The following is a 21,337-nucleotide window of genomic DNA, read 5'->3' on the forward strand; positions in this document are numbered from 1 at the left end:
TATTTACGGCGCTCCGCGTTGCCGATGCTGGAACAGCTGGGGTGGCTACAACTGCAAGCCAAGGACGTCGTGCTTTGTCCGGGAACAGCGCCAATTGGGCGGCGCGTCGTGACGGTTGAGGCTAAGCTGCGCGACTGGTTCCGCGCCTTCAACCAGGCGCGGGACCAGTACCATTCCGCCGATGCGGCATATATCGCCCTTGACGAACGCTCCAGCGGTTCTCTGCAGGATCAGGTCAATGCCATCGCCCAGCGCGGCGTCGGAGTGATCCTGGTCAACGCGGACACTAGGCGTCACCGCGTCATCGCTCGCCCACATCGAGTGCTTGACCGCCGGGCAACCGCCGTTGGTCGTGAGCTCCTAGCCGAACGAAGTCACGCCCTCTGGTCACGCGGAGAACGCACCGGACAGGTGTCACCTGTGTTCGGCTGGTTCCCCCCGACGAACACACCCCCCGACTGACTTGCGGTGGTCCGTGACGTGTCAGCGGATCGTCTGCCAGACGGGGAGGTGGGTAGGACTGTTGGCTCCGGCCGGTTTGTCGACTTGAGCTAGCGCGTTCACCCATCCAAGTCCGCGATCGATCGCGCGGCGCGCAAAGGCAACACGGACCGCAGGCTGCATCTTGGCTTGAAGGTTTCCAACCGCGTTAAGGTAGTGCAGCCCTGCGACCGGCTTAGAGTGCCCGTCTCTGTCGATTTCATCGAGGAACCTAGTTCGAAAGTCGCGGTGTCCGGGGAGGGCTCGGAGGCGATCGAAGACGGTGGCATCCATCGTGTGCAGCAAGAAACGGTCGAAGAGTCTCGGGATTTCCTTCGGGGGCGCCTGCCCAGGCCGGCGACCCATCGGTCGTGGTCGTGCGAACGTCTGATCGGCAGCGGACGCACCGGTCGAGAACCCTGCAGCGCCGAAGGCGCCCATGAGCCACCCGGTGAGGGACGCATTGGCGAGAAAAAGTTTCTTGTCCTCGCGCGCAGCGGTCTCGGTAAGGATGCGGTACCCGCGGAGGATGTCTGGGTCGGCGAGTTGGCCATAGGAGTTTGCGGTGTCCGGCCACCAAAATCGCAGGTACCAGTGTTGCTCGTTCGACTCCACTAGCTCGCGGAGTAGCAGGTTTCGCAGCTCCCGATTAATCAGCCACTGCTTGTCCATCGTCAGGTTGACGAACATGGGACCGTCTTCCACGACTGCTCGGCTCTCGCGCACGATCAACATCGCCTGGTCCAGCGCTGCCGCGGCATTGATCGTCCCGACCCATCCCGTGGCCGAGAGCGCGACGGTGGCGCCCACCCGGTACTGGGCCCGGATGACGTTGCGTATCCACGCTGCGTCCACGGCGGTGGGGAGCGTGTTGTAGAACGTGAAGGTGGGATCACGTTTCGCGGGCTCGAGTTTTCCTATCCCCTCCCAGGTGGAAAGTGGGTGTCGGAACAACACGGGGTCTGCGATGCGCAGCGGGACGGTCCCGACCGAGGAAAAGTACTTGCTGATCGCGGATTCGGTGTTGCCCCACATCTTCATCGCGGTCCCGACGCCGAGCTTCTTGCCGTGCTCATCCATGAGCGCGTCGAACACCTCCGGAAGCCGGTTCATGTGCTGTGCACTGCGCTGGGTGATGAAGGTGGGGACCTTCCCGCGGAGCATGCGGTTCAGGGATGCGGTGGTGGGCTGGTCTGTCACTTGGTGGCCTTTCGCAGGTCCTTGAGGGCACGCTTCGCGGTACCGCGCTCGAACGCGTCCTCGCTCAGCAGTCGGAGAACGACCTCGCGGAGGGCGTCGGGGAGGTGTGCGGGAAGCGCTCGAGGGGGGCCCGTGATCTCTTCCGCAACCTCGTCTTCAGTTTTCCCGCTGAGGGAGGTGATGTAGGGGTGCTGCCCAGTCAGGACGGTGAAGAGGATTACGCCGCACGCCCACAGATCAGAGCTCTTTCGGGCGCGTTCGCCGCGCAGCTGCTCCGGCGCCATGAACAGCAGCGACCCCACCCTCTGTGGGTAGCGCGTCATCGTCGTCTCCGTGGCGGCTTTCGACAGTCCCAGGTCGATCAGGACCGGGCTGTCCCAGCTGCCGTTGCGGAGCATGATGTTCTCGGGTTTCAGATCACGGTGCACCCGGTCTACGGCATGCAGTTGCTTAACCGCATGCAGGAGCTCCGTGGCGAACGCAAGGGCGTCCGCTTGCCCAGGGACCCCGTCGGTGGCCAGGTTGTCCTGGACACTGCCACCCGGCAGGTATTCGCAAAGCAATGCGGTGTAGTCCGTACCGCCGATTGAGACCGTGCGAACCTCGTGCAACCCCATGATCCGCCGGCTCGAGATGTCCGTTAGGCCCGCGATCTCGCGCTCCACCAAGCCCGGGTGGAAGTTGTGTGGCTGTAGGAACTTGACGGCCGCCGAACGAGGTTCACCGTCGATGAGGACATCGTCGACCCGCCATGTCTCCCCGAATGTCCCCGCGCCGAGGAACGTCGATGTCGTTCCCCCGACCGCGGTCGCGGCGTCTGCCGGCGTCAATGTCGGCTGGTTCACGCATTCCCCTGTCTGATCATCCAGCTTTCATACTGACGCATCTTCAACTAAAGGTTCTAGGCCGCAAACAGGTGACATTGGTGAGCGGCTAGAGGTGTCCGATAGGCGGTCGTTCATCGGGACACTCTTCGGGGCCTGCCACGGTCGGCCGAGATCAAGTGGCGCCTGGCCTGCGGATTCGCGTATGCCTGTCCCGCAAAATTGCCCGGTGAAGGGGGTGCAAACGCTACAGCCGTCGCATGCTCATCGGCTACGCCCGCGTCTCAACGTCCGGACAGGATCTCGCAGCACAACGTGATGGTCTTTCAGCGCTCGGTGTTGGCGATCAACACGTGCATGTTGACCACGGCCTCTCAGGGACGACTCGAGCACGGCCAGGCCTCCGCGAGGCGCTCGCTGCCTGCCGCGCCGGCGACGTCCTCGTGGTCACGAAGCTCGACCGGTTGGCCCAGTCCCTCCGTGACGCGACAGACATTGCCGACGAGCTGACGAAAAAGGGTGTCGCCCTGAACCTCGGGGGAGCGGTCTACGACCCCACCGATCCCGTGGGCCGGCTGCTGTTCAATGTCCTCGGGATGGTGGCCGAGTTCGAGGCAGACCTGATCCGTGCCCGCACGCGGGAGGGCATGGCGATCGCGTAGGCCGCTGGCAAGCTTCGCGGACGAAAGCCCAAGCTCACCGCCTCGCAGGAGAAGCACCTCGTGCAGCTGCACCGCACCGGAGAGCACACCACGAGCGAAATCGCCGAGCTATTCGGTGTCGCCCGGTCAACGGTGTATCGAGCCATCCAGCGTGGAGAGCAGGCCCAATGAGCTTGGGCTCAACGGAAGCAGCGGGTCCGCTACCTCCAGCGTCGACGCCACCGCTCGGCATGAGTTGCGAACGCGAGCATCGCGAGACCCAAGCCATATCCGAGCGCTATCCAGCCCCAGCCCGGAAGGGCAAGGCTTCTTCCTGAGGACCATTCCGTGAAGTCATCAGGGACAGTCGTCGCCCACCGGTACGAGCTGTCGGCGATGAATGCGACCCCGGCGGCGTACAAGGGGACGACCGCCCAACCTGCAGGTTTACGTGCGGGCTTGGGCATGAGTACGAACATAGAGCGAACACCCCTCGCAGGTCTGCCCGGTCGCCGGTCCCTAACCCAAATACCGCACGGGGCCCTAGCCTCAGGGCATGACTGTGTTCTGGCCCGCTCTCATCGTCGGTCTTGTGCTGCTGGTCTCGGGTGCTCTTGTCCTCCGGAACTCAGCGTCTCTCGCGTCTTGGCTAGGAAAGACGAGCAGTCGAGTGCCCGGTCGCGAGGGAGTTGATGGTGCCTACACCTCACGGAACGCCAAAGCCGCCGGAATCGGCTTTGTGGCCATCGGAACATTGGGCATCGTTCTTAGCTTCCTGAACCTGAATTGGTAGGTGCAGCGTCCGGTAAGCCATCGTCCAGGGAGCTGGGCACAAAGTGGTCCGATACTCGGAGGTGGCCATGAACAAGTACGACCCTCTTCCGGGAAAAACTCAGCGCGGGGTTCGTACTGCTGGTTTGACCATGGCTGCGATGGGCGTGCAGGGGACATTCCTGTACCGAGCCATTTTCGACGTGCCCACCTTTGCCTCGTGGATGCTCTGGCTAGGCGTCTTCGTCGTCCTGTTCGTTGGCTTCATCTACAGAGGCATCAAGGACGCTCGTCTAAACCGGGCAGAACAAGCAGCTTGGAACGCGAAGTTCGAGGAACAGGAACGGCAGAAACGCACCTCATCATCGCGAAACTCCGAGAAGCGGCTTGGGACAAGCCTGCCCGACGACTGGACCTAGTCAGCCACGACGCCCGATAGGGGATCCTGCTCCGGGCGTCAGGGCGGACGCGACGGCGGGGTGTCAGGGCAGCAGCAACGACTCCAGTTCTTCGCGGTTGCCTCTGAAGGCGTTCATATCGATGAACTTTTCGTCGCCGTCGTACCCGTCGAGCTGCTCGCGTGCCGACCACTGCCAAAAGGCCCAGTCGCGGTGGTCGGTGAGATGCGGGGAGGTGGCGACCGAGCGGAACCAGATGGGGTTGTCGGGGTAGCTCCCGGCGAGGTATCGCTCGTACCAGTCGCGGGTCGCGTACAGCACGGCCGGTCGGCCGTAGTGCTGTTCGATGGCAAGCAGGAGCGGGTCCAGCGCTTCCTTGACTGTGGCTGCCGGGGGAGGGCTATCGCAGTACTTGGCGTAGCACTCGACGTCGACCACGACGGGCAGGTCGCCCCGGTTCCGGGAGACGGTGGCTATGACGTTGGCTGCTTGGTCGGTTCCCGGGCTGTCGACGCTGAGAAAGTGGTAGGCGCCGACGAGCAGGTCGGTGTCGTGGGCTTCGGCCCAGTTGCGGGCGAACCGGGGGTCTTGGTAGCTCGAGCCTTCCGTCGCCTTGATCCAGGCGAAGTCGATGTCCTGCGACGCCAGGACGTCCCAGTTGATCGTGCCTTGGTACGCGGACACGTCGACGCCCTGCACCGGGTACCGGAGGGCCGCTGTGCGAGTGGGCCAGAGCGTGCCCGTGAAGAGAAGTGCGGCGATGACGAGCAACGTGAGGGCGACTGCGGCGGCCGAGATGGCGACTCGGCGCTGTCGGCGTCGTCGAGGAAGCGCGCCTGCTCGGGCTGAGGCGTCGTCTCTGTTCTCGTGTTCGTTCACGTTGGGCTCCACAGGAGACGAGGCTACGGGGGCAGGGCGAGCGGGCACGTTCTCGAACCCGCTACCGGTTCCGGCAGATGATCCCAGTGCGTGCTGCAGCTCGCGGGGCGTCGAGCGAGCCGGTTGGTCTCAGGGGTTGGTGCGCCTCCAGACCGCAACGACGTTCTGGCCGCCGACCTGTCCCTGACCGTGCTGCAGGTAGCCCGTCCTCTCTGAGGAGACGACGATCGAGTCGGCCCCGAGGTCTAGGAGCTCCTGCTCGACCATCGTGGAGTACCCGGGACTGTCCGGCAGTTGCTCGATGACCCAGCCGTCGGGCACCTCGACGGCGCCCTCGACGTACTCGATGCCCATGCCCAGCATCGAATGCTCCACGGCCTCCGAGGTGATGACCTTGGCCCCCTCGGGGAAGTCCACCCCTGTCACGGCGCTGATGGTCTCAAGCGGTACGTCGTGGCAGCGCGTGGAGAAGGGGTTGCAGACGCCGTACTCGCCCGGCTCGTTCAGCTTCGTGTTCACCGCGATGATCGGCGCCGCCACGACACCCGCGACGATGAGCCCGATGACCAAGAACAGGCCGACGAGCAGAAGCAGCTGCCGGCCGAGCCGGGGCGGGGCGTACTCGTCCATCTGCCCATCCTCAGCGACGGCGACCACGGACGCGTCCGCCTGGCGCCCGAAAGGGGTGCGCCCTGCGGATGACTCGTCAGACGGAAGTGTCCCAGGTGAGGAAGACCACCCCGACGAGCACCGGCACCGGGGAAAGCAGCGCGATGATCACGCCACCGACGACGCTCGCTGCGCGCTTGTCCATCGCCAGCCAGATGCCGCCGACCACGCCGAGGGCGCCGACGATGATCAAGGTCAGGGAGAACGCCACCGGGGTCCTTTCGAGAGCGTCGATGGCCGGCTACGAGATGGAGATGCCCGGCGCCACCGTCACCAGCAGCACCACGGCACCGATCAACAGCGGTACCAGCGATCCGACGATGATCACCACGCCGGCCGCGACGCTGAACTTCGCACTGACGACCTCTCGGTTCCGAAGGAGGAACACGCCGGCACAAAGACCTGTGAGGCCTGCGGTGAGGCACACGAGCGCGAGGGTCACGGTGCAGATCCTGTCATGAGATGGATCGTTGATCGCTTCAGAGGCCGTCCCAGATGGGGATCGGTCACCGGTCTCGTGGTGGTTCGGCCAGCCCGAGACGCGGCACCAGCCGCGCCCGTGATCGTCAACCGTCTTGGCTCCATGCACCGATCATGGAGATCGTCGTGGCGAACTCGTCGAGGGCGGGCCTATTCAGGAATGCGTGCCGTGTCCCAGGGAGGACGTGATGCTCCAGATCGACTCCCGTGGCGCCGAGTTCGGCGGCGAAGAGGTCACCGGATGCGCGCATGTTGTCGTGCTCGGCATTGACGACGAGGGTGCGAGGGAAGTCGCCGAGTTCGTGGCCACCCGGGAATGCGAGGCGATGGCTCAGTGAAGCTCTCGACCCGGCGTAGTTGCGGTTCATCACGTCCAGCGCCCACGGAGCGTGAGTGATCCGGCGGTGCTGACGAGATCGCTGACGAGGGTCTCGCGCTCGAGGGTGCTCGGAGTGGAAGAAGCCGTAGACGAAGATGGCGCCTTCCGGGCGAAGACCCTCATCCATGGCACGAAGGGTGGCCGCGGCGGCGAGACACGCCCCCGCACTTGCCCCACCTAGGATCACGCCTTCAGGTGATCGAGCACTCACTTCGCGATACGCCGCGAGGACGTCATCCAATGGCAGAGGGAATCGCCCTCGAGCACGTCCTGTCCGTGATCTGACCCAGCTCAAGCCCGGAGGAGGCGCCAAGCGGTAGCCCACGGTGGCCACAGCCAGTCCCTGCCGTGCGAGCGCTCCTGCAACGTCATGTGCTTCCGGTTGGTCGAGGCTGCCTCGGAAGAAGCCACCGCCATGCAGCCAGAGCAGGGTGGGGCCTGAGGCCGATTCCCCGCCCGCTGTTGGGCCGTAATAGCGAACGGAGACCGTGTCCTTAGACCCGTGAGCGATCTTCGATGCGACACGAGCCGGATCAGTTGACCGCATGGTGTCCGGTCTCGAGCGAGCAGTGGCAGGGCGCAGAACGAGCTTGCGTAGTGCTGTTGGTCATGGGACAAGTGGACCAGCTGGGTGCACCGATGTCGTCCACCTCGAGAAGCATTCGAGTCGGTGAGAGGCGTCCGATAGGGGATCGTTCACCGAGATACGTTTCGGACTGACCTATCGAGACAGTCGGCGCCCCGTAGCTGCGGGGGAGTGGCTAGCCTCCGCCGTGGATCGGTGGCCGATCGTCTATCGAGACGCCTCAGTAGCCCATGACGGCACGCTTCATGCGATTGACCCACCAGCCGATCGTCGCCCAGTACAGCCCGCGCCCGACCAGACTGACGACGATCCAGAGCCCGGCTGCAGTCTTGGTTGCTACGAGCGCGACGAAGGCGACTCCGATGGCCGCGATGAGGGCTCCAAGGCCCGTGTGAAGCATTTCCATGGCCGGACCGTAGCGGTACCCGCCGACATTGTTGCCACGAGAGGGGCACGCGAGTTCTCACCCGCATTTTTCTGTCTGGTTCCAAACTTCAGAGCCCAAACGACGTCGACGTGGACGGCAGGTGTCGAGATCACCGCGGTGCTGGTCGAGGGCCATCTCGACCATGCCCACGGTGTCTTCGCAGGCAGAGAACCGCAGCGGGGAGAACCCTGGCGCGCTCGTAGTGGCCTGCGTCTCATGGCTCCAGAAATTCGCGGACTAAATTGCGGGCATGACAACAGAGACTGCGTGGGCAGTGTGGCAGCGGTTGGCCAAGCAATTTGCCAAGGAAGCCCTCGCTCGCAAAGTGCCATTCACAGATCGACGTGACGGCCCCTGGTGGGAGAGGGACCGTCACGAGTGGAAGTTTCGCGTTGACTACAGATGGTCTGAAGGAGCAGGGGGTTTGCACAGGTTTGTCACCATCACCAGGAGGGGCCGGCTCACGGTGAAGGCGCAGGAGCAGTCGCGCCCATTCACGGCGACCTCAAGTGAGGGCAAGGCGGAGTGCACGCCTGTTGAAGAGGCCACGGCTTGGGAGGCCATGTCTACTTACATTCGCCGGAAGGCCAGGGCCTAGAAGATCTGCTTTGCAGCTTCAACAGTCACGTCATCGCCTCGATGATCCTGTAGCCGACGGGGGTTCAGCTATTCAGCGGCCGCGACGGAACTCTCGGCCATTGCAGCCGCCTGCCTTCGCTTCATGTCCTCGATCAATTCCGCGAAGTCGGTTTCGCGCGCCTGCGCGCCTGGTCGAGGTACGAGCAGCCGTTTTGCTTTGTCCTCGGGGCGCTCGTCCAGCCGCGCAAGATCGACCGAGTACGTGTTCCGCCGTCGAATCGCCGACAGTGAGCCACGGCCAACCGGAACCCGATCCACTGTGATGATTCCAAGAGTGTCGAGTTCATCGATTCCCTTGCGGCGAGTGGTCTCGCTCAGCCCGTATCGCTTCGCGGCTACAGAGGGGGAGAACCAGAGGTCGTCGTAGTACTTACCGCGAGTCTGTTCGAGCAGGACCAGAAGCATGGCGACAGCGGATGTGCTCAGTGTTGCCATCCAGCCCTGAGTCCAGAGCCCTGTTGGTAGCTGCGTGTACCGGGGTGCGTTCTTGGGCAGAGCTAGGCCTTCGCGTTTCTCCCAGTGGCTACCCGGATGCGTATACGCGGCACCCCGACCGGTCTCCTCCCGGAGGATCAGGCGAGACGGCTGGCCTGGCCGCTTGTCGACTTCAAGGAAGTCACCTTCCACGAGGCGTCGAACCGCTGCGTTGACTCGAGCTGCCCCTCGGGTTTCCGGTTCGTCTAGTCCGAGCAGCTCTGCCCACACCCGGGCCGGTTGCCGGACGTCGTAGGGCTCCTTGACCGCTATCCAGAGCATCGAGAGAAGAAGTTTCAGCTTTACCTCGCCACCTCGGCCACCGCGCATCATCAGCGTCATGGGTGGCGGGGTTTCTGGGTCCATCGAGACGATGAACGACGATCGCACCGCTACTCGCTTCCGAGCCAGGCGACCAGCCAGCTGGGTTGCACGCTCCCGAGACACGTCAACTGCATCCATGTCGGGCACCTTCCAGGAAATTACGATGGAGTGATCTCATACTACGCTACACAAACCATGGCTGAGGCATCACGCAAACCACGGGTTTGACCCTACGCAGACAACTAATCCTAGCAATTCCTAGCCGATAGTGCTACGCTGACGATGGGTAGGTTGCGTTGGGCGACAAGTTCCGCTACCGTTGTGTCTACAGCAGCCAGACCGCAACGGAAGTCCAGGATCCCGCGCGGCAGTGAGAACGGTTGGGCCAGACGTCGTGTCTGCCGACTCTGCTGTGACGGGGTAGCCCTTGACCTGAGTCGCCGCGGCGATGACGGCCAGGGGCTACTTCTGTGTCCAGCTACACGAGTCCGTGAGCCGGAACTGACGGCGGGGCGCGGGTGGTTCGACCGAACCGCGTGATCAGTCCGTCTTGTGGGGCGGCGCGGTAGTCAGCGGAGTGAAACGTCGCTGATACAGGGCAAGATGGTGTGGTGACTCTTGGTGCGCGCGATCCGCTCGACAGCGCGCCTCTGCGGAAGGCGCGAGGAGCGTTCTTCACGCCTCCCAAGATCGCAGCGTTCGTGGCGGATTGGGCCGTTCGCACGCCGCAGGATGCCGTGCTGGAACCTTCCGCCGGTGACGCCGAGTTCCTTGTGCATGCCGTCGCCCGTCTGCATGACCTCGGCGCCACCGAACCTCATGTGCACGGGGTGGAGCTGCATCAATGGAGCGCTGACTTCGGCGCTGAGCGGATCGCAGATGCGGGCGGCAGTGTCGACATGGCGGTGGGCGACTTCTTCGACACCCCCGCGGCGGCCCGTTACTCGGCCGTCGTCGGAAACCCGCCCTACATCCGGTTCCAGGACTTCGCCGGCGAGTCGCGCGCGAAGGCACGCGCCGCTGCGCTGCGAGGCGGCGTGGCGCTCTCCGGGCTGGCGTCGTCATGGGCAGCCTTCACGGTGCACGGCGCGTTGAGCCTGCAACCTGGCGGACGTCTTGGCTACGTCCTTCCGGCGGAGCTGCTGCACGCGAACTACGCCGCTCCAGTGCGGCGGTTCCTGTTCGAGAACTTCTCGCGGGTGGACCTCGTTCTGTTCGAGGAGCGGGTGTTTGCGGAGGCCGAGACGGAGGCTCTGCTGCTGCTGGCCGACGGTTACGGCGGCTCCACCGACCATGCCCGCATCCGGCAAGTTCAAGATGCAGACGCGCTGACCCTCGACATGCCGGCAGCCGCGACCTGGACCCCGACCGACCCGTCCGCAAAATGGTCCGGGTCGACGGTCAGCCCAGAAGCGGCCGGCATCTACGCGAAGCTCATCCTCGGCGGCACGTTCACGGCATTGAAGACCTGGGGCGAGACGACGCTGGGCATGGTCACCGGCAACAACAAGTACTTCGCACTTAGCCCCGACCAGGTAGAGCAGCTAGGCCTGCTTCCCCGTGAGGTATTACGTCTCTCCCCGCCAGGATCAAGCCACCTGAGAGGGCTCGAGTTCTCGACTCGTGCTCACACTGAGCTGGGACGGGCGGGGAAAAGAACCATGCTGTTCCGTCCCTCAGTCGACCCCTCCGATGCGGCCCTCGCATACATTGCCCAGGGCGAGGCCGACGCCGTTCACACGGCCTACAAGTGCCGCGTGCGGAAAGACTGGTGGCGAGTGCCCCTCGTCGCTAAGGCCGACATGCTGCTGACCTACATGAACGCCGACACTCCGCGCCTGACGACCAACAGCGCCGGAGCGCTACACCTCAACTCCGTCCACGGGATCTACCTCACGGCCGAGCACAAGAAGCTCGGCCGCGAGCTCCTGCCCGTCGCCGCTCTCAACTCAGTCACTATGCTCGGCGCAGAATTCACCGGCCGCGCATACGGCGGGGGCATGTTGAAGATGGAGCCCGGCGAAGCCGACTTGTGGGCCCTACCATCACCCTCGGTCGTAGAGGCCGCGAGGGACGACTTGCTCGCGATCCGGCCACAGGTAGCAGGGAAGCTGCGCAACGGAAACGTCCTGGACGCGGCGAAGCTCGTCGACGATGTGCTCCTAGTTCGTGCTCTCGGCATGCGCCGACACGAAGTCGCAGAGATTCGCGCCGCGCGTGCGGCGCTGGCCGGTCGACGGGAAGCGAGGAGCCGACGTGGCAACGGTTGACGACCGGCTGATCGCTGCGATCCGCTCTTGCGGATCCAAGCCTGGGAACGACGCCCCCCAGGCGACGAAGAAGAACTACAACGAGAAGTTGTCTGCGGCAGTCGCTCTCGCGGTCTCGTCAGAGTTGCGCGCGCGAGGCATGGACGGCGCACGACCCACCGGACCAGGGGAGGCCGGCACGAGCGGTGCCGAGCGGCGGCTCGCAGGCGGCATCGGCGCAAAGAAGGTCGACGTCACCTGGGCCACCGAGGAGTCGGGTCTGATTCTCGCCGTCAGCGTCAAGACGATTCTCTTCCGCGACGGCAAGACGCTGAACTTCCAAAAAAACCTCACAAACCGCCGCGCCGACCTCCTCAATGAAGCGGTCACCCTGCACCGACGCTTCCCCTACGCCGTCTTGGCCGCGTTGCTCATCTTCGACGTCGGTGCCGAGAGCGACGGCACTGGGCGACGCAAATCCACGTTCCTTAACGCGGGTCCCCGCTTGCGACTGTTTACTGGCCGTCAGGACCCAGCGGGGCGTGATGAGCAGTACGAGAAGTTCTACGTCCTTCTGGCCGACCTCAATGACACGGCGCCTTCGCTTCGCGCGTTCGAGGCGAACGACCTCGCTACCGAGGTCCCACTAGCTGAGGCTTTCAACACCCTTGTCGCCCTGATCGGCGAGCGGAACTTCGATCTGTACGAAGGGCTCGACGGACACGTCAGCAAGGCTTGACCCGCGTTCGAGCATCTGCTGACCTCAGCCGCGTATCTGCAAAAAAGCCGGGTACAACGAACCTCCCGGCAGTGCACGCATGCCTCAGAAATTCGTCGCGTCCGACTGGCGATCGTCTTTCGGGCACCTTTGGCCGCTCCTGGTCAGAGTCGTCGACACATCGGCTACTGAAGCCGACGCTAAAGAAAAACGACACTGGGCCCCAGTTTCCTAGGGCCCAGTGTCGGTCGATGCTTTACGGCAGGTCTTCGGCTGGCGTGAAAAGTTCCGGCGAGCTGCGCATCGCCCTATGAGCCGCAACGATGTCAGAGTCTCCTAGGGCTAGAAGCTCAGCTGCTGTGTGGCTCTGAACCCGTTCCAGCTTGAACGCGCCAGGCAGGGCGGAGATGCGGTAACGGCCAGCGGCCACGCCACCACTCTTCAGGGATGCACGCCCACGTTCGTCGACGTCGATTTCAATCATCGTCATGCGGGTCCTCCAAGTGACTAATCAATGACTCGTCACTGACAATACACCCACTCTGGTCTACTACCCAACTGCCCGAATGACCCCGTATCCCATGCGCCCACATTGGGCTGCTAGACTAGGTAGATGGAACTTCGGTATCAGGACGCTACAAAAGCGCGACTTCGCTTCTGGCGCGACAACGACCCTCTGCTCTACTCGGCGGCCAGTACGGAGTTGAGAGCGATCAAGGGCAATCCTCGCGGGCATGGCATCGATGGAACTCCTCACGTTTCGCGCGTGACGACCTTCAACGTGCCCGGGCGCGACGACGACTACGTAATTACGTGGGACGCGCAGGCGACCGCCGTTTTCATCGGTGATGTCTGCCCGGTGGAAGAGCTGCGGCAGCGAGCTCGCCTGCGCTAGAGGTAATCAAACTGTCTTGACGGGGGTGGAACGTACGCTCCCGCCGTGGGAGTTCGAGGGTCAGGACAGGCAGCGGCGAAGATTCTGCGCCGGCCGATCCCGACGCACCCGTTCGCGGTGCCGCCGGCACCGGGACAGTTCGGTGTCTGGCAGGTCCGCCGGGTTCGCTCTGCGCCCCTCGGCTACGTTCTCTCGCGCGCCGAGTTGGGTGGCATCGTCTACCACTGCTACGCCCACGGCCGGGACGATGCCGGCGGGCGGCCCTGGCTACGCAGAGATGACAGCCTGAACAGCGCCGTCGCGTGGATGATCCAGCACGAGGCCGAGCTGTCGGCCCTGACGGGCCGCCTGCGCCCCGAGCCGGACGAGTGGCCGTCGTGACCGCGGGTAGCGCCCGGTCATGAGCTGGTTCGTCAGGCACCGTCCCAAGGGCGACACGAGCGCCGAGGCCGTGGCCGTCGAGGTCAACGCTCCGACGCCGACCGACGCGATCGACCAGGTGCGCGCCACGCTGCCCGAGGATCGCATCGTGACCTCGGTCGCTCCCTACTGAGCCCGAGAGAGCCGTCAGGGGCCGCGCGTAGCTTGGCCCCGGTCAGCTTCGCCCCAAGCTGGCCACGAGCTGCCGGGCGGCCCCTAACCCGCTAGCCAGCAGCAGCCCCCGCATTCCGACTCCCCCCAGCCGGGCGGGGGCTTCTTCGTGCGCGCAGACCGTTCTCGAGACCGGTGCCAGCCGAAAAGAGCTTGCGTCAGATGACGGCGTAGGCGATGGTCGCAGCCCCGACGACGCCAGCCGCGCAGAGCGTTACGAGTGCACGGCGAGACATAGAGCGATTGGCGCGAATGTCTCTCACCATGAGCACCATCGCGACCACGGCGATGACCACCATGACGCCGACGCCTAGAAGGATTACGACTCGCATCATCACGGGTCGACCGTAGCGAACCGCCCGCTGCGCAGTCCGGGGGAGTCGCTGCGCTCCCGGGGAGCCGCTGCGCGGCGCTGGGTGCCCTTCGGGCACGTCTTTTTGCCGTGAAGCCTTCGGCGGCTCGGTCGCTGCGCTCCCTCGTAGCCACCTCCGGGTCTCCGTTCAAGTGGCTACGCCACCGGCTCCTCCGAGATTTTCGGCACGCGGTCGCGGGGCTCCCTTATTTCGCGCCGAAATTCTCTCCCCTGCCGCCCTCCGGGTTGCACTGCGCCCTCCGGTCGCTAAGGCGGAAAACCGCCTTCACGGCAAAAAAACGAGAGGGAGAGGAAGCAAATGCAGAAGCAGCAGATAACCACCGTGACCACGTTCGTTCCGGTCGTCGGGGAGGGCGATTTGCAGCGCCAGCTCCGCAATTTGGGCGAGCGCGACTCGGACCTTTCGACGTTCGCGCGGAACGGGTGGGAACTCGCCCACACGGCGACCATCACCGGCCCCGAGGTCATGACGTTCGTCGACACCCTCACCCGCACCGACAGTGAGTGACACAGGACGGGAGGGACCTATTCGAACTAGGTCCCTCCCGCTCCATCCATCATCACCGATCGACCCAGGAGCAGGAACCATGACCACCACCGCTACCAAGACCCGCCGCCCCGCTAAAACCGCCGCGCCCCGCAAGAGCATGGAGGAGAAGAAGGCCCAGGCCGCCGCCCTTCACGAGTCGATCGCGACGCAGGTCGAGGCGCTCCGCGACTCGGACCGCTGGACCGCATTTCTCACGTTCGCGTCCGCGTTCCACTCGTACAGCCTCAACAACGTGTTGTTGATCCTCAGCCAGCGCCCCGACGCCGAGCGCGTCGCGGGGTTCCGCAAGTGGCAGGGCCTCGGCCGTCAGGTCCGCAAGGGCGAGAAGGCCGTGCGGATCTTCGGCTACAGCACCAAGAAGGTGACCGAGGAGGACGAGAACGGTGACGAGGTGGAAAAGCGCGTCGCCAGGTTCCCCATCCTCTCCGTGTTCGATATCGCCCAAACCGACGTGATCGAGGGGGAGACGGACCGCACGATCGCCCGGCAGCTCACCGGCGCCGATGACCACGGGATCGTGGACGCGCTCAGCGCCTACCTGGACGGCGAAGGCTGGACCGTGGAGCGCCAGGACCTCAGCGGCGGCCGCAACGGCTACAGCGGCCCCGAGGGGCAGCGCGTCGTGATCGGGAACCACCTCAGCCCCGAGCACGCCGCAAAAACGATGATTCACGAGACGGCGCACGTGCTCATGGGCCACGTCGACGACCTCGCGGAGTACGCCGAGCACCGCGGCCTCATGGAGACAGAAGCCGAGAGCGTCGCCTACGTCGTCGCCGGGCTCGTCGGGTTCGACACCAGCGCCTACAGCGTCGGCTACGTCGCCGGATGGGCAGACGCCGACGTCGAGTTGATCCGCGAGGCCGCCGCCCAAGTGCTCGCCACCGCGCACCAGATCGCCGCGATTCTCGACCCCGAAGACGAGGACACCGACGAGGCAGACGCCGCCTGACACCGGCCGGGGCCGCGGCTAGCGCCGCGGCCCCTCACCCCAGCGGCCCAGCCGCCACCAGAGCCCAAGACCCCGCAGGAGAACCGCCGTGATCATCACCTACAGCCGCCCCCAGGACCTCGCCCCCAAGCAGCTCGACCCCGCAGCACCCGCCGCCGACCTCGACCCCGACGGGTACGAGTGCCAGGCCGAAACGGTCGACGTCATCGGCACCCCGTGGAGCTGCACCCGCCGCCCGGCTCACACCGACGACGAGCACCGCGCCGTGTACGGCCAGCTCGGAGACGGACCCGCCGAAGCCGTCGCGATCGCGTGGGCGTACGAGCACGGAGGGGCCGGTTACGGCCCCGCCTCTCCCGAGCCCGTGCACACCATCACCGTGACCGTGACATTCCCCAAGTCGGCCTCGACCGGCGTCGCCGCCGACCGGATCGCGGCCGACGTTCTGGCGAACTTCTGGGAGTGCGATCACGACCACGTGCGCGTGGCCGTCACCAGCTCGACCTGTCCCGCCTGACCCGGCGGTGCCCGGCCGCCCGCGAGCGGCCGGGCGAGGGGCCAGCCCCTCGCGCTCCCCGCCATGAGCCAATGGTCGACGAAGCTTCAAAGCACGCGTGGCGCGTCGTTTCGAACACTGTCGAGAAACGCACGAAGAGCGTCGAGGCTGATGCGCTTCCGTGACCCCAGGTCATGGTGCGGCATGTCGCCCTCTGTCAGCATCTGGCTCAGCGTCGGAGCTGACACCCGTAGAACTTTGGCTGTCTCATTGAGGGAGAGGTACGGCGGCAACGAGGCCAGCGGGTCAGGCCACATCGACGATGACTGTCCCGGGATGGTCGAGGTACTCGCCATCCAAGCTTCGAACTCCACCCGCAGCACGAGCCATGACTTTCTGATCCGATACGCCGGCATGCGGTTTGTCTTCGCCCACGCGTTGATCGTCGCCGCACCAAGACCAAGTTGAGCCCCGACCTCAGCCGCGCCCAGGGTGCAGCTGGACTCACAAATAGTGCTTTCGAGCATTTCCGTCACAGGTATGGCTTACGTGATCGCAAAGAAGCGGCCACGTTGTTACGCAGCCGCTTCGGCGGACTCGCCCTCGCCTTCGGTCGGCTGCGTCGCCGCGGTGGGGAAAGTGTCACCGTCGTTCCCGGCCGGTGCCTTCTTGACGTCGCGTAACGCGACTCCGAGACGCGATGCAACCTCGGCGCGTGTGATGCCGAGAGCCAGCATCTTCTGCATAACCGACTCCGCTTCGGTGCGGGCGTCAGTGCTCCGCTTCTCCGCACGAGCGCGAACGGCAGCGACCTCCCTCTCGGTCGCCACCTCGATCTCATCGAGTGAGTCCGCGGCGACAAAGTAGTCCACCGCGAGCTGTTCGAGCTTGTCCTGCCGTTCCCGGAAATCGGCAGCCTTCTCGCGCGCCCGGCGGCGCGCCTCGGTCTGCTTGGCGGACTTCCGAACCTCAGCCATGAGCGGCCCCCTCCTATTGGTGCCTCCAGTATGCACGCACCCTTCGTGCGGCTCGGGATGGCTCGGTGCTCTGGCACCGGTGACGATCCCGGCGGGGTCGTCGTGGCCCTGGTCGGGCCAGCGGCTCGGTCTGCCCGCGGCCCGGTTCCCGAGCCCGACGTGCAGCCACGAGCGCGGCTCGGCCTTAGCTGCTCGACCGACGTTCACTCCCGCGACTTTCCTCGTTCCTCGTCAGCCGCTCCCGTTCTCTTCCCGGTCTCCCAGCACAGCCGCAGCCTCTACGAGCCTGGCCGCCAGTCCACTCGTTCCTCGCTCCCTAGATCGTCACACCTCTGGCATCTTTATCAGTGAGGTAGTCTTTCGCCCGTGATGACCCTGCACAAGCTCAGCGCAGGGGACGGCTACGCCTACTACACGAGCGAGACGGCCACCGGTGACGTTAAGCGGGATCAGGGCCGCGAGTTGGGCGACTACTACACCGCGGACGGCAACCCTCCCGGTGTCTGGTTCGGGTCTGGGCTCGCCGCACTTGGCGTCTCAGGCACCGTCACCGAGGACCAGATGAAGGCCCTGTTTGGTGAGGGTCTGCACCCGAACGCGGAGCAGATCATCACCGACGCACAGGCCGCCGGCAAGAGCGTCGGGGAGGCCACCGACGCCGCGAAGCTCGGCAGCTCCTACTACGCCTACGGCACCGCAGGTACCGACCTGTCGGCGGCGATCGACGAGGGCTACGCACGCTTCCAACGCACCGAGCACCGCGAGCCCGACGTCAACGAGCGCCGCGCGATCCGCACCCGAGAGGGAGCGCAGGCGTTCCGGCAGGCCAAGGGCCGGCAGCCCGCCGACAAGGAGGAGCTGGGCCGCTACATCACCGCAGCGACCCGGCCCACCCGTCAGGCCGTCGCCGGTTTCGACCTGGTGTTCTCCCCATCCAAGAGCGTGTCGACGCTCTGGGCCCTCGGGGATGACGACACCCGGAAGGCGATCGAGCAGGCCCACGACGCCGCGATCGCGGACACCGTGGGCTACCTCGAACGGGAGGCGATCGCCACCCGTTCCGGGAAAAACGGTGTCGCCCAGATCGACGTCGAGGGTGGCATCGTCGCGACGAAGTTCCGCCACTACGACTCCCGGAACGGCGACCCGCAAATTCACGATCACCTGGTCGTTGCCAACAAGGTGAAGGGGTCCGATGGGAAGTGGCGCACCATCGACTCCAAGCTTCTCCACCGTCAGGGTGTCGCCGCTTCGGAGTTTTACAACTCCCGCGTGATGGAGCGTGTCTCCGACGCCCTCGGCGTCGCCACCGAGCTGCGCGAGGTCAGCCCCGGCAAGCGCCCCGTGGTCGAGATTGCCGGGGTTGACGACCGCCTGACCAAGGGCTTCTCTACCCGCTCGGCCGACATTCGCACGACCCTCGCCGCCCTCGAAAAGGACTACCGCCGCGACCACGGCCGCCAGCCCAACCAGGCCGCACGGATCAAGCTCGCCCAGCAGGCCACGCTAGACACCCGCCCGGCGAAGGAGCGCGCGCGCTCCCTGTCCGCGCTCCGCGACGTGTGGCAGGCCCGGGCCGTCGAGGTCGTCGGCCGTGACGGGATCGCGGACATGTTCACCGCCATTCGCGATGCCGCGCAGCGCGCCAGCGACGCCAGCTCCGACACCGACGAGCCCCAACCCCTCGACATCGAGTCCGCCTCGCAGCAGGTCGTCGACACCGTGTCCGAGCACCACGCCACCTGGGGCCCGCACATGATCGAGGCCGAAGCGCGCCGGTACGTCCAGGCCGCCCGCATCGCAGGCATCGACGTGCCCGAGGGGGCCGTCGAGACGATCACCCGGCACGCCCTCGACACCGATTCGGTGTCCGTCACCCCGCCGGCCACGCACGGCGTATTCCAGCCCCTCACCCGCAAGGACGGGGAGAGCATCTACGTCCACAAGGGCCGGGCGATCTACACGTCCGCTGGCATCCTCGCCTCCGAGGACCGCCTGATCGACGCCGCTCGGACGCGCACCGTCGCACCCGTCAGCCTGGCCGAATTCGACCGCACCGCGGCCGAGCACACTGGGCCGCTCGACGACGGTCAGAGGAACCTCGCCTGCGAGTTCACCACGTCCGATCGCCTCGTCCTCGTCGGCACCGGCCCCGCAGGTGCCGGCAAGACGACCGCCCTCGCCCTCGCCGCCCGCGCCACCGAGCAGGCCGGCTCCCGCATGATCGGGCTCGCTCCCTCGGCGGCCGCGGCCGACGTGTTCAAGGAAGCCGTAGGCGTCGAGGCGAACACGATCCACGGCTTTTTGAAGGCCTACGAGCTGCGCGGAGATGCCACCCCCGAGAGTGAGCACCCCGAGGCGATGAAGATCCGTCCCGGCGACGTGATCGTGGTCGACGAGGCAGGCATGGCCGGCACCCGCAACCTCGCGAAGGTTGTCGACGTTGCCGAGGCCCACGGCGCGCACGTCCGCCTCATCGGAGACTCCCGCCAGCTCGACGCCGTGGAGTCCGGCGGCGCGCTGCGCCTGTTAGAGCGCGAGGTCGGCTCCGTGCAGCTCGACACCATCCACCGGTTCCGCAACGCGGACGGCACCGTGAACCGCGCCGAGGCAGACGCCTCCGAGAAGCTTCGCGACCCGGCCACGACCGGCGACCCGTTCACCTGGTACGTGGACCAGGGCCGCGTCGTCGGCGGCGACGTCGACCGCATGACCGGCGAAGTATTCGCCGCCTGGCAGGCCGACACGAACGCCGGCAAGCGATCCGTGATGCTCGCGCAGCAGAACGCCACCGTGTCCGACCTCAACGCCCGCGCCCAGGCGTTCCGTATCAGTGAGGGTGCCGTCACCGGACGCGAAGCGGCCGACCTCCGAGACGGGCTCCGCGCCCACCGCGGCGACACCATCGTCACCCGCCAGAACGACTCCCGGCTCCGCACCGACCGCGGCCGCGACCGGGTGAAGAACAACGACCTCTGGACCGTCGACAAGGTGAACCGCGACGGCTCCCTCTCTGTCGCCCACGACGGCCACGGCGGCCGCATCACCCTGCCGGCTGACTACGTGCGCGACCACGTGGAGCTGGGCTACGCCTCCACCGTCCACCGCGCCCAGGGCCTCACCGCCGACACCTCCCACGTCCTCGCGGACTCGTCGACGTCGCGGTCCCTGGCGTACGTGGCCATGACCCGCGGCAAGGAGTCGAACCGGCTCTACGTCGAGGTCGACGACGCCCAGCCCGTGTCCGACGTCCTCGCCCAGATCGCCAACAACTCGGAGGGCATGATGAGCGCCAACGAGACGATCCGCGCCGAGCAGGCCCGCGTCGACGACCTGGTGACCCTGGTCGACGAGTACCGCGACGTCACCGAGCGCGCCGACGAAGTGCGGTTCGAGAAGATCACCCGAACCGCAGTCGGCCCCGAGGCCGCGCAGCAGCTCCGCGACGACGAAGGCTGGGGCGCGTTGCAGGCCTCCCTCCGCGGTGCCGAGCGCGCCGGCTACGACCCCGCCGACGCGCTCTACCAGGCGTGGGAGAAAGACACACTCGAGAACGCCCGCAACAAGCCGGCCGTGCTCGCCTCCCGCATCCAGGACGACGTGCGCGCCTACTCGTCCGAGTTCGGTACTGCCGACCGCGACAACCGGGTACCGATGTGGATCGTCGACCGCGGCGCGCTCGACTCCCACCACACCGACCCCGCGTGGCGCGAGCACCTGGCCGAGCGCTACGACTACCTCGCCGTCCGCTTGGAGGAGCGCGGCGCGACGATCGCGGCCGAGCAGCCCGAATGGGCCAAACAGCTCGGAGACGTCCCGGCGGACGCCGAGCGTCGCGCCGAGTGGAACAAGCTCGCGGCCGAGGTCGACGCGTTCCGCGGCCGCTACGCGATCGAGGAGGCCACCCCCGACGCGATCCCGAACCAGTACCGGGAGCGCGCGATCGGTGCCGAGCTGCAAGAGCGCGTGACGGCCATGCACAAGTCGGCCGCGCTCATCAAGGAGCCGCCGGCCGACCAGGCAGTCCGCGCCCGCGCGGCCGAGCAGGCCGCCGCGGTCGCCCAGCAGGCCCGAGAGGCAGCGCAGCGCCCCGCACAGCCCCGGACGCCGCAGACGCCGCAGACGCCCACGCAGCCCGCACGGAAGCCGCAGACGGTCGCTGAGGCCCTACAGGCTCGCAACAAGGCGCAGGCCGACCGTGCCGCCGCGCAGCTCCGTCGCGCCGGCCGAGCCCCCGAGGCGCAGGACCCTAGCCGCAGCGGTGCACGCGAGGCGGCCGAGCGCGAGCGCGAGCGTCAGCGTCGCGACCGGTCCCGCAGCGACGATGCCCGCGAACGCTAGTTCGCTAGGACGATTCTGGCCGTT

At 66.0% G+C, this 21,337-nt stretch carries 23 protein-coding genes and 1 pseudogene; 12 read left to right on the top strand and 12 right to left on the bottom strand.

All coding sequences use genetic code 11. The features are described 5' to 3' along the window. Positions 1 to 24 precede the first annotated feature (24 nt). The gene (locus tag AC3CCI_RS15475; protein WP_488628759.1) at positions 25 to 462 is read left to right on the top strand and encodes a hypothetical protein; all 438 of its coding nucleotides are present in this window, start codon (positions 25 to 27) and stop codon (positions 460 to 462) included. A gap of 21 nt (positions 463 to 483) precedes the next feature. Here AC3CCI_RS15475 and AC3CCI_RS15480 read toward each other — a convergent pair whose 3' ends face one another. Then, positions 484 to 1,680 carry a hypothetical protein gene (locus AC3CCI_RS15480; protein ID WP_488628715.1) on the bottom strand — a complete coding sequence of 399 codons (1,197 nt, stop codon included), beginning with the start codon at positions 1,678 to 1,680 and terminating at the stop codon, positions 484 to 486. Then, entirely contained in the window at positions 1,677 to 2,525 is an 849-nt protein-coding gene (locus AC3CCI_RS15485) for a serine/threonine-protein kinase (RefSeq protein ID WP_488628716.1), read from the bottom strand. Before AC3CCI_RS15485 ends, AC3CCI_RS15480 begins: the two co-directional genes overlap by 4 nt. 239 nt (positions 2,526 to 2,764) lie before the next feature. On the opposite strand from AC3CCI_RS15485, the pseudogene AC3CCI_RS15490 reads away from it, so the two are divergent. Continuing rightward, positions 2,765 to 3,337 (top strand): annotated as a pseudogene (locus tag AC3CCI_RS15490) (recombinase family protein). Between the two features lie 668 nt (positions 3,338 to 4,005). After that, positions 4,006 to 4,335: a hypothetical protein gene (locus tag AC3CCI_RS15495; protein ID WP_488628717.1), complete on the top strand. Its 330-nt coding sequence runs from the start codon at positions 4,006 to 4,008 to the stop codon at positions 4,333 to 4,335. A 63-nt stretch (positions 4,336 to 4,398) separates the two neighbouring features. Here AC3CCI_RS15495 and AC3CCI_RS15500 read toward each other — a convergent pair whose 3' ends face one another. From AC3CCI_RS15500 to AC3CCI_RS15530, 7 genes are all read right to left on the bottom strand, one after another. After that, on the bottom strand, positions 4,399 to 5,193 hold the full coding sequence (locus AC3CCI_RS15500) for a GH25 family lysozyme (protein ID WP_488628718.1): 795 nt from the start codon (positions 5,191 to 5,193) through the stop codon (positions 4,399 to 4,401). 129 nt (positions 5,194 to 5,322) lie between these two features. Beyond that, positions 5,323 to 5,823: a hypothetical protein gene (locus tag AC3CCI_RS15505; RefSeq protein ID WP_488628719.1), complete on the bottom strand. Its 501-nt coding sequence runs from the start codon at positions 5,821 to 5,823 to the stop codon at positions 5,323 to 5,325. A gap of 76 nt (positions 5,824 to 5,899) precedes the next feature. Further along, positions 5,900 to 6,073 (bottom strand): hypothetical protein, encoded by a 174-nt coding sequence (locus tag AC3CCI_RS15510; protein ID WP_488628720.1) that lies wholly within the window; start codon positions 6,071 to 6,073, stop codon positions 5,900 to 5,902. Between the two features lie 30 nt (positions 6,074 to 6,103). Next, positions 6,104 to 6,304, bottom strand: coding sequence for a hypothetical protein (locus tag AC3CCI_RS15515; protein WP_488628721.1), 201 nt, complete (start codon positions 6,302 to 6,304; stop codon positions 6,104 to 6,106). A 124-nt stretch (positions 6,305 to 6,428) separates the two neighbouring features. Beyond that, the gene (locus AC3CCI_RS15520) at positions 6,429 to 7,304 is read right to left on the bottom strand and encodes an alpha/beta hydrolase (RefSeq protein WP_488628760.1); all 876 of its coding nucleotides are present in this window, start codon (positions 7,302 to 7,304) and stop codon (positions 6,429 to 6,431) included. Between the two features lie 223 nt (positions 7,305 to 7,527). Next, complete coding sequence (locus AC3CCI_RS15525; RefSeq protein WP_488628722.1) at positions 7,528 to 7,713, bottom strand: hypothetical protein; 186 nt, start codon at positions 7,711 to 7,713, stop codon at positions 7,528 to 7,530. 687 nt (positions 7,714 to 8,400) lie between these two features. Next, entirely contained in the window at positions 8,401 to 9,237 is an 837-nt protein-coding gene (locus AC3CCI_RS15530) for a hypothetical protein (protein WP_488628723.1), read from the bottom strand. Positions 9,238 to 9,782: 545 nt separating this feature from the next. Between AC3CCI_RS15530 and AC3CCI_RS15535 the strand changes: the two genes are divergently transcribed. From AC3CCI_RS15535 to AC3CCI_RS15555, 5 genes are all read left to right on the top strand, one after another. Further along, positions 9,783 to 11,441 (top strand): N-6 DNA methylase, encoded by a 1,659-nt coding sequence (locus AC3CCI_RS15535; protein ID WP_488628724.1) that lies wholly within the window; start codon positions 9,783 to 9,785, stop codon positions 11,439 to 11,441. Further along, positions 11,428 to 12,159, top strand: a complete 732-nt coding sequence (locus tag AC3CCI_RS15540; RefSeq protein ID WP_488628725.1) for a hypothetical protein — start codon at positions 11,428 to 11,430, stop codon at positions 12,157 to 12,159. Before AC3CCI_RS15535 ends, AC3CCI_RS15540 begins: the two co-directional genes overlap by 14 nt. Positions 12,160 to 12,751: 592 nt before the next feature. Beyond that, positions 12,752 to 13,033, top strand: a complete 282-nt coding sequence (locus AC3CCI_RS15545; RefSeq protein WP_488628726.1) for a hypothetical protein — start codon at positions 12,752 to 12,754, stop codon at positions 13,031 to 13,033. Between the two features lie 45 nt (positions 13,034 to 13,078). Then, positions 13,079 to 13,414: a hypothetical protein gene (locus AC3CCI_RS15550; protein ID WP_488628727.1), complete on the top strand. Its 336-nt coding sequence runs from the start codon at positions 13,079 to 13,081 to the stop codon at positions 13,412 to 13,414. 19 nt (positions 13,415 to 13,433) lie between these two features. Further along, entirely contained in the window at positions 13,434 to 13,586 is a 153-nt protein-coding gene (locus tag AC3CCI_RS15555) for a hypothetical protein (RefSeq protein WP_488628728.1), read from the top strand. Positions 13,587 to 13,782: 196 nt separating this feature from the next. Here the strand turns inward: AC3CCI_RS15555 and AC3CCI_RS15560 are convergent, their stop codons facing one another. Beyond that, positions 13,783 to 13,962 carry a hypothetical protein gene (locus AC3CCI_RS15560; RefSeq protein ID WP_488628729.1) on the bottom strand — a complete coding sequence of 60 codons (180 nt, stop codon included), beginning with the start codon at positions 13,960 to 13,962 and terminating at the stop codon, positions 13,783 to 13,785. A gap of 333 nt (positions 13,963 to 14,295) precedes the next feature. Between AC3CCI_RS15560 and AC3CCI_RS15565 the strand changes: the two genes are divergently transcribed. The 3 genes from AC3CCI_RS15565 (at position 14,296) to AC3CCI_RS15575 (ending at position 16,016) form a co-directional block, all read left to right on the top strand. After that, a complete protein-coding gene (locus tag AC3CCI_RS15565) occupies positions 14,296 to 14,505 on the top strand; it encodes a hypothetical protein (protein ID WP_488628730.1) in 210 nt (69 codons plus the stop codon). Positions 14,506 to 14,584: 79 nt separating this feature from the next. Further along, the gene (locus AC3CCI_RS15570; protein WP_488628731.1) at positions 14,585 to 15,499 is read left to right on the top strand and encodes an ArdC-like ssDNA-binding domain-containing protein; all 915 of its coding nucleotides are present in this window, start codon (positions 14,585 to 14,587) and stop codon (positions 15,497 to 15,499) included. A gap of 88 nt (positions 15,500 to 15,587) precedes the next feature. Next, positions 15,588 to 16,016 (top strand): hypothetical protein, encoded by a 429-nt coding sequence (locus AC3CCI_RS15575; RefSeq protein ID WP_488628732.1) that lies wholly within the window; start codon positions 15,588 to 15,590, stop codon positions 16,014 to 16,016. A gap of 86 nt (positions 16,017 to 16,102) precedes the next feature. On the opposite strand, the gene AC3CCI_RS15580 is transcribed toward AC3CCI_RS15575, so the two are convergent. Continuing rightward, a complete protein-coding gene (locus AC3CCI_RS15580; RefSeq protein WP_488628761.1) occupies positions 16,103 to 16,522 on the bottom strand; it encodes a helix-turn-helix domain-containing protein in 420 nt (139 codons plus the stop codon). A 48-nt stretch (positions 16,523 to 16,570) separates the two neighbouring features. After that, complete coding sequence (locus tag AC3CCI_RS15585) at positions 16,571 to 16,972, bottom strand: hypothetical protein (RefSeq protein WP_488628733.1); 402 nt, start codon at positions 16,970 to 16,972, stop codon at positions 16,571 to 16,573. 369 nt (positions 16,973 to 17,341) lie between these two features. On the opposite strand from AC3CCI_RS15585, the gene mobF reads away from it, so the two are divergent. Further along, complete coding sequence (gene mobF, locus AC3CCI_RS15590) at positions 17,342 to 21,313, top strand: MobF family relaxase (RefSeq protein WP_488628762.1); 3,972 nt, start codon at positions 17,342 to 17,344, stop codon at positions 21,311 to 21,313. The last annotated feature ends 24 nt before the right edge of the window (positions 21,314 to 21,337 follow it).

Source organism: Frigoribacterium sp. CF331, assembly GCF_057787905.1.